The organism is Sphingomonas azotifigens NBRC 15497, from assembly GCF_002091475.1.
GTDB classification, from domain to species: Bacteria; Pseudomonadota; Alphaproteobacteria; order Sphingomonadales; family Sphingomonadaceae; genus Sphingomonas; species Sphingomonas azotifigens.
In genome coordinates, this window is sequence record NZ_BCTR01000038.1 from 62,157 (window position 1) to 68,156 (window position 6,000).

Sequence of the window (6,000 nt, forward strand, 5' to 3'; positions counted from 1 at the left end):
AACAGCTGCGCGGGCCCCGATCCTGCCAGGCTACGGCGCCACGCGAAAATCTGTATGTCGACTTTCAGTAGAAGCTGCCGCTCGACGTTAGATTGGGATCGGCAGGAAAGTCCCAAGATCTGTCGTCTAACCCACGTTTAGAGCGGGTCGAGCTCCGCGCAAGCTCAGTGGCTGTGAGAAACAGAGCGGAACCCCTGAGGATCTACGTCTGCGGCGGAAGCTTCGGTTCGGTTCGTGTGCGGATCCAACGCCTGCACGCCGCCAGACGAGCGTGAAACCACTTTCGCCCATCAGCCTGATGTTACGCACTGATAGCACATTCTCAACCTTCGTCGTGGCAGAGGATCTATCCTGCGGCGGCATCATGGTAGGACAAGCAAGACGCAGTCCTCGACGATAATCGCGGGTGGGGAGAAAAATGCGCAAATACGGTGGACGCACGATCCTTTCGGCGAGCGATCTCGTCAACTTCATGGGCTGCACCCATGCTTCGGTCCTGGACATCCGGAACCTCGAAACACCCACCTCCTTCGATGCCGCTGACGAGCACACCGCCCTGCTTCGGGAGAAGGGCATGCAGCACGAACGCGCCTATCTCCGCCGTCTCCGACAGGAGGGCCGCTCCGTCATTGAAATCAGTTCCACTGGCACGCTGGAGGAACGCACCGAGGCGACGCTCCGCGCAATGCAAGAAGGGTATGACGTCGTGTACCAAGGCGCCTTCTTGAAGGGTCGATGGCACGGCTTTTCCGACTTCTTGTTACGGCGCGACGACACGACGTCATTGCTCGGCGCCTACGCCTACGATGTAGCGGACACGAAACTGGCACGTTCAGCCAAAGCGAAACACGTCTTGCAGCTCTGCGTCTATGCCGAGATGCTTGAGAAGGTTCAGGGCATCACACCGCAGCAGATGCACGTGGTGCTGGGGTCGGGGGAGATTACCTCCGTCCGAACAACGTCGGTGTTACACTATTTCAGCTTTATCCGCCGCAGATTCGAGGCGTTCATCGACGCGCCTCCTGTGACGTCGGCCGCTGACCCGTGTGGACATTGTACCTTTTGTCGCTGGTCGCGCCGCTGCAATTCAGAATGGGAAGCAGCCGAACACCTTTCCCTCGTCGCAGGAATGGGGCGAAACCAGATCGCTGCGCTGCGCCAGTATGGCATCTTCAACCTTGAAGGCCTCGGCGCGCTTCCTGGGGGCTCCAAGGTCGATGGTATGCAGCCAGACACCGTCACGCGGCTTAGCGCGCAGGCAAGACTACAGACGCACCACCGTCGGACAGGAGAACGCCAGGTCGAGGTCCTGTCCGCGCAGCCCGGCCGCGGCTTCGAGCGACTGCCGCAACCCGATCAGGGTGACGTGTTCTTCGACATGGAAGGCGATCCCCTATTTGATGGAGGCCTCGAGTACCTCTTTGGCCTCGTTGCGCTCGACGAACAGGGACACGACCGCTTTCACACCTTCTGGGCGCACGATCGCGAAAGCGAGAAGACCGCTTTCGAACAAACTATCGACTTCCTGGTCGATAGGCTCGCTCGGTTTCCTGCAGCGCACATCTATCACTACGCGGCATATGAGCAGACCGCGCTCAAGAAACTCGCCATGTTTCACGGAACGCGTGAGGCGGTGGTAGACGACCTCCTGCGTGGCCAAAAGTTCGTCGATCTGTATCGGGTGGTCGCCGAGGCCGTCCGTACGTCGGAACCACGCTACTCGATTAAGAACATGGAGGCATTCTACCTGCCCGGCGGCCGCCAGGGCGAGGTCAAGAATGCGGGCGACAGCATCATCATCTACGAGCGATGGCGCCGTCTGGGCGACGAGCGCCTGCTGTGCGAGATTGAGAACTATAACGAGATCGACTGCCGCTCGACCCGCATGTGCCGCGATTGGCTGCTCTCGCTTCGACCGCATGACACGCCGTGGTTCGAACAGCGCGACGCCGTCCTCCCAGACCCGGCCAAGGCAGAAGCCCGGTCGGAAGCCGAGGAGCGGACGCGCAGGCTAGCCGAGGCGCTGACAAAGGGCGAGGACGCACCATGGCGGCATTTGCTGGCAGACCTTCTCGAATTTCATCGCCGCGAGGCGAAGCCCGCCTGGTGGGCGATGTTCGCGCGGCAGGAGATGGGCTCGGAGGAGCTCGTCAATGATCCCGAGTGCCTGGCCGGACTCACACCACACCCAGACATCCTCCCGCGACGAGATAAGCGATCGACGGTCTACACCTTCACCTTCCCGTCGCAGGACTTCAAGCTGAAGATGGGTGACGAACCGCTGCGGTCCGGCACGCTGGAACCGGCGGGCGAAGTCGTCCTACTAGACGAGGATGCGCGCGTGGTGGCCCTCAAGATGGGGCCGAGCCGATCACCGCTCGACGGAGGAGCTGCGCTCATACCCGCAGGCCCGATCGGAGACACAGTGCTTCGCAGCGCGATATATCGCTATGCCGAGCACATTGCCGCGAGTGGCGACCGGTACCGCTCCGTCAGCGCAATCCTGCGGCGCGATTTGCCCAGGCTTGTCGGTCGAGCCGAAGGGCAGCCAATTGTGGGGAATGGCGTCGATGTGACTGCTGCGGCGGTCGACGCATTGCTTGCTCTCGACAACAGCTATCTTCTGATCCAGGGACCACCGGGCGCAGGCAAGACCTACACCTCGTCTCAGGCGATCGTCGCCCTCCTTGCCGCTGGCAAGCGGATCGCCATTGCCTCCAATTCCCACAAGGCGATCAACAATCTGCTTGCAGATGTTGAGACGGTAGCCACCGTCCGCGGACTCTCTTGCCGCGGCATGAAGAAATCAACTCGTGAAGACCAGGCGCTCGCCACGGGTGGATGGATCGAGGACGTGATTGGCGGCAAGGGCAGCGGCGTGGAGCCGCATCACCAGCTCGTTGCCGGAACGGCTTGGCTGTTCGCGCGCGAGGAGATGGATGAGGCGTTCGACTATCTCTTCATCGACGAGGCCGGACAAGTCAGCCTAGCCAATATCGTAGCTATGGGCGTCGCCGCTCGGAACATTGTGTTGGTAGGGGACCAGATGCAGCTGTCGCAGCCGATCCAGGGCACGCATCCCGGTAGCAGCGGCATGTCCGCGCTCGATTATCTGCTCCAAGACAACGCCACCGTGCCGGAAGCGCAGGGCATATTTCTGCCGGTCACGCGGCGCATGCACCCGGACTTGTGCCAGTTCATATCAGACGCGGTTTATGAAGGGCGACTAACGGCTGAGGCTTCTACAGCGTGCCAGCGGCTCGAGGTCGACCCCATCAAGGATCCGGAAGCGATCGCACCCGCGGGGTTGCGCTTCGTAGACGTCCAGCATTCCGGATGCGCCCAGTGGTCACGCGAAGAGGCCGACCGCCTCGCCCTCACCTATCACGCGATTTTGGGCGGAAAGTGGACCGATCGGCACGGCACCACCAATGTGATCGGAACCAAGGATATCCTGGTCGTTTCCCCTTACAACATGCAGGTCGAGGTGCTGAGGCGCGTACTTCCGGAAGGTGCACGGGTTGGCAGCGTGGACAAGTTCCAGGGTCAGGAAGCGCCCGTCGTGTTGGTCTCGATGGCAACCTCGTCGGGTGAGGACCTGCCGAGGAACATCGGATTCCTGTACAGCCGCAATCGGCTGAACGTCGCGATCAGCCGGGCCAAGTGCTTGGCCGTGATTTATGCCAGTCCGCGCCTGCTCGAAATACCCTGCTCGACGATCGACCAGATGAAGTTGGTAGACGGATTGTGCTGGGCAAAGCAGTTCGCAGGCGAACAGCGTGACCGCCTGGTTACCACGGTCAGCGAGCGGCGGGCCGCCTGATGGCCGCCGGTCATTGCGGCGGGAGCCAAGCCCCTATCCCCAACGACACCGCCGATCAACTACGTGACGCCAAGCTCGTCATACGCGGTGTCTGGGCGGACGGTACGGAACGTCCCGTGATCTTGCATGAGCAATATCAGCGCCCTGCCAAATGGTGGCACAAAGCCGCGCGTCTGGCGGGCATTCTCATGGTCGCACTGGCGATCGGTTGGCCCGTGATCCTGCTAGCGTACGGATGGACGAGAACTGGACTGTTCTTCGTTGTCGTCGACGCCGCCCTCCTCTGGACGGGACGTGAAGTGATGACCCTGAGTGAGAAAAAGTGGCTGTGATCGATCAATCACGGAACCTTAATTATTTTCCGCCCGGTAACATCGAACACACACAGGGAGATCAGCAAATGACGCTCGATGACGAAGACCCTTCAGAGTATAACAAAACAACTTCTCAATCTGAAGAATCGTCCAGAACGATCGTGAACGCTCGGGCTACTTGGTCGAGGCAGCTCGACATCGGTTGGCACGGGGTAACAATCAACGAGTGGGCCGGCTTGTATTTGCCGGCAAAGCTCGATGCCGACCTCCGCTTCCTCGATCTTCTCGCCGAAAAAGTGCCGGCGTTTAAGCGAGTTGCTCAGCGACGTCGACGCGATGCAGTAGGCCGTCTCGCGCGTGACCAGTATATCCTGCCATGGACGCGGAAGGACAAACCAAAGTTTTTCACCGAGAAGCGAGGGGACCTGCAACTTGGGCTCAAAGATGTGGAACACGGCTTCCCTGTAGCGCAGATTCAATCGATCGTGCTCATGGCGCTTGAGGCGGGCGATGTTGAACAGGCTCGCAAGCGACTGCTCTACTGCTGGTTGATTCCGACGATCCACTGCACGCATGAGACCCACCGCGCACTTCCGAGACGCTGCGGAGACTTTGAACGTCCGCTCGAGCGCTACTCGGAGCGCCACGAATCGCTACGGAGATTGGCCGAGGAGCGATACCACGGCACTCCCCTCACTCTTCGTCGCTTCGACGGAGTCATCATTGACCCCGACCAGTATAGCCGATCGCAGATGCTGGAGGACCTCCGTTCCATTGACCACCTTCGCCCCATTGTCGACGGCCTTGATGGACTGACATTGCCAAGCCCGGAAGAAGAACGTGAATATACCAAAATCATGACTGCGGTAGCGAAGAGGAGCAACACAGGCCTGATCGATTGAAATCTAGCCGGTGAGTATGCGGTTCAGCATCCCCATCGGCTAGATTTTTTTGCCCTCGGGCATGTCTCTGCGACTTTGGACGTACATCACCCCTCACCTTCCACAGTACGAGCCGGATTGTTTGTTGCGGCAACGGTGGGAACGCTGAAAACAGCCGAGCCCTGTCAGAGCGCCATGATGCATGCGGGCAGGAGTGGCACGTTATCTGAGGCGATAGCATAGTGGACCGGAACCAATGAACAGTCGAACTGTAGCCCACGCAGCGTATTGGCGCGCCGCATTGGCCGATGCGGAACTTGGCAACGGCGCGCTCACGGAGAAGCAGGCGAATGCCTTCTGGCATCTGCGCTTTGAAGATATGATGTCGGGGCGGCTGCCGGAGGAGCTCACCGCGTTGCTGTTTGAAAAACAATCGGCACAAGTGCAGCAAATCGATGTGCTCGTTCGGCCGCTTGTGTTTACCGCTCGCGCCGAACACGGCAAGCGTTCTGGTGCTAAGCCCTACGCCATAGCACCTCTCATAACCCGGGCGACGGTTGATCGTGAAGGGAGTATCCGCCTCGATCCTGAAACGCGCATGGCGCGTGATGTCCTGACGCCACTCGATCGGGGCGCATACACGATCGGCAGCATGGCCGCGCTTGACGCCTGGCTCACGCGACATGTTGCCGCTCACGAGGCGAATACTAGCGAGCTACATGCGCTCGGCGGTGCCGCAGGATACTTGCAGGAGTGGTCCGCATACAGAGACTACTGTCACGCGATGCTCAATGCGGTTTGCACGGATGGCTGGCCTGCGAACGACTATGCGTTGAGCGAAGAGCTGCTCATCGAAAAGGACGAGGGCGGAAAGGGGGCGACCATGCACCTCCTACCCCTCTATGACGATATCCGGGAAAAACAACTCGCGGCGCCGCTGTTCGATCGCTTCACGGCCGAAGCCCCGGCCATGCAGGAGCCC

The 6,000-nt window shown here is 60.2% G+C and carries 4 protein-coding genes; all 4 read left to right on the top strand.

Going from position 1 to position 6,000, the window contains the following annotated elements; genetic code table 11:
* Positions 1-418: 418 nt before the first annotated feature.
* Positions 419-3,823 carry a TM0106 family RecB-like putative nuclease gene (locus SAZ01S_RS14105; protein WP_084582912.1) on the top strand — a complete coding sequence of 1,135 codons (3,405 nt, stop codon included), beginning with the start codon at positions 419-421 and terminating at the stop codon, positions 3,821-3,823.
* Complete coding sequence (locus SAZ01S_RS14110; RefSeq protein ID WP_084582913.1) at positions 3,823-4,155, top strand: hypothetical protein; 333 nt, start codon at positions 3,823-3,825, stop codon at positions 4,153-4,155. The genes SAZ01S_RS14105 and SAZ01S_RS14110 overlap by 1 nt, the downstream gene beginning before the upstream one ends.
* 68 nt (positions 4,156-4,223) lie before the next feature.
* The gene (locus tag SAZ01S_RS14115; protein ID WP_084582914.1) at positions 4,224-5,039 is read left to right on the top strand and encodes a hypothetical protein; all 816 of its coding nucleotides are present in this window, start codon (positions 4,224-4,226) and stop codon (positions 5,037-5,039) included.
* A 280-nt stretch (positions 5,040-5,319) separates the two neighbouring features.
* A partial coding sequence (locus SAZ01S_RS14120) for a hypothetical protein (RefSeq protein ID WP_218018083.1) occupies positions 5,320-6,000 on the top strand: 681 nt, incomplete at its 3' end.

Bases quoted from the DNA above. Each gene is read 5' to 3' on its own strand.
- SAZ01S_RS14105 (WP_084582912.1), top strand. From the start codon at position 419: ATGCGCAAATACGGTGGACGCACGATCCTTTCGGCGAGCGATCTCGTC.
- SAZ01S_RS14110 (WP_084582913.1), top strand. From the start codon at position 3,823: ATGGCCGCCGGTCATTGCGGCGGGAGCCAAGCCCCTATCCCCAACGAC.
- SAZ01S_RS14115 (WP_084582914.1), top strand. From the start codon at position 4,224: ATGACGCTCGATGACGAAGACCCTTCAGAGTATAACAAAACAACTTCT.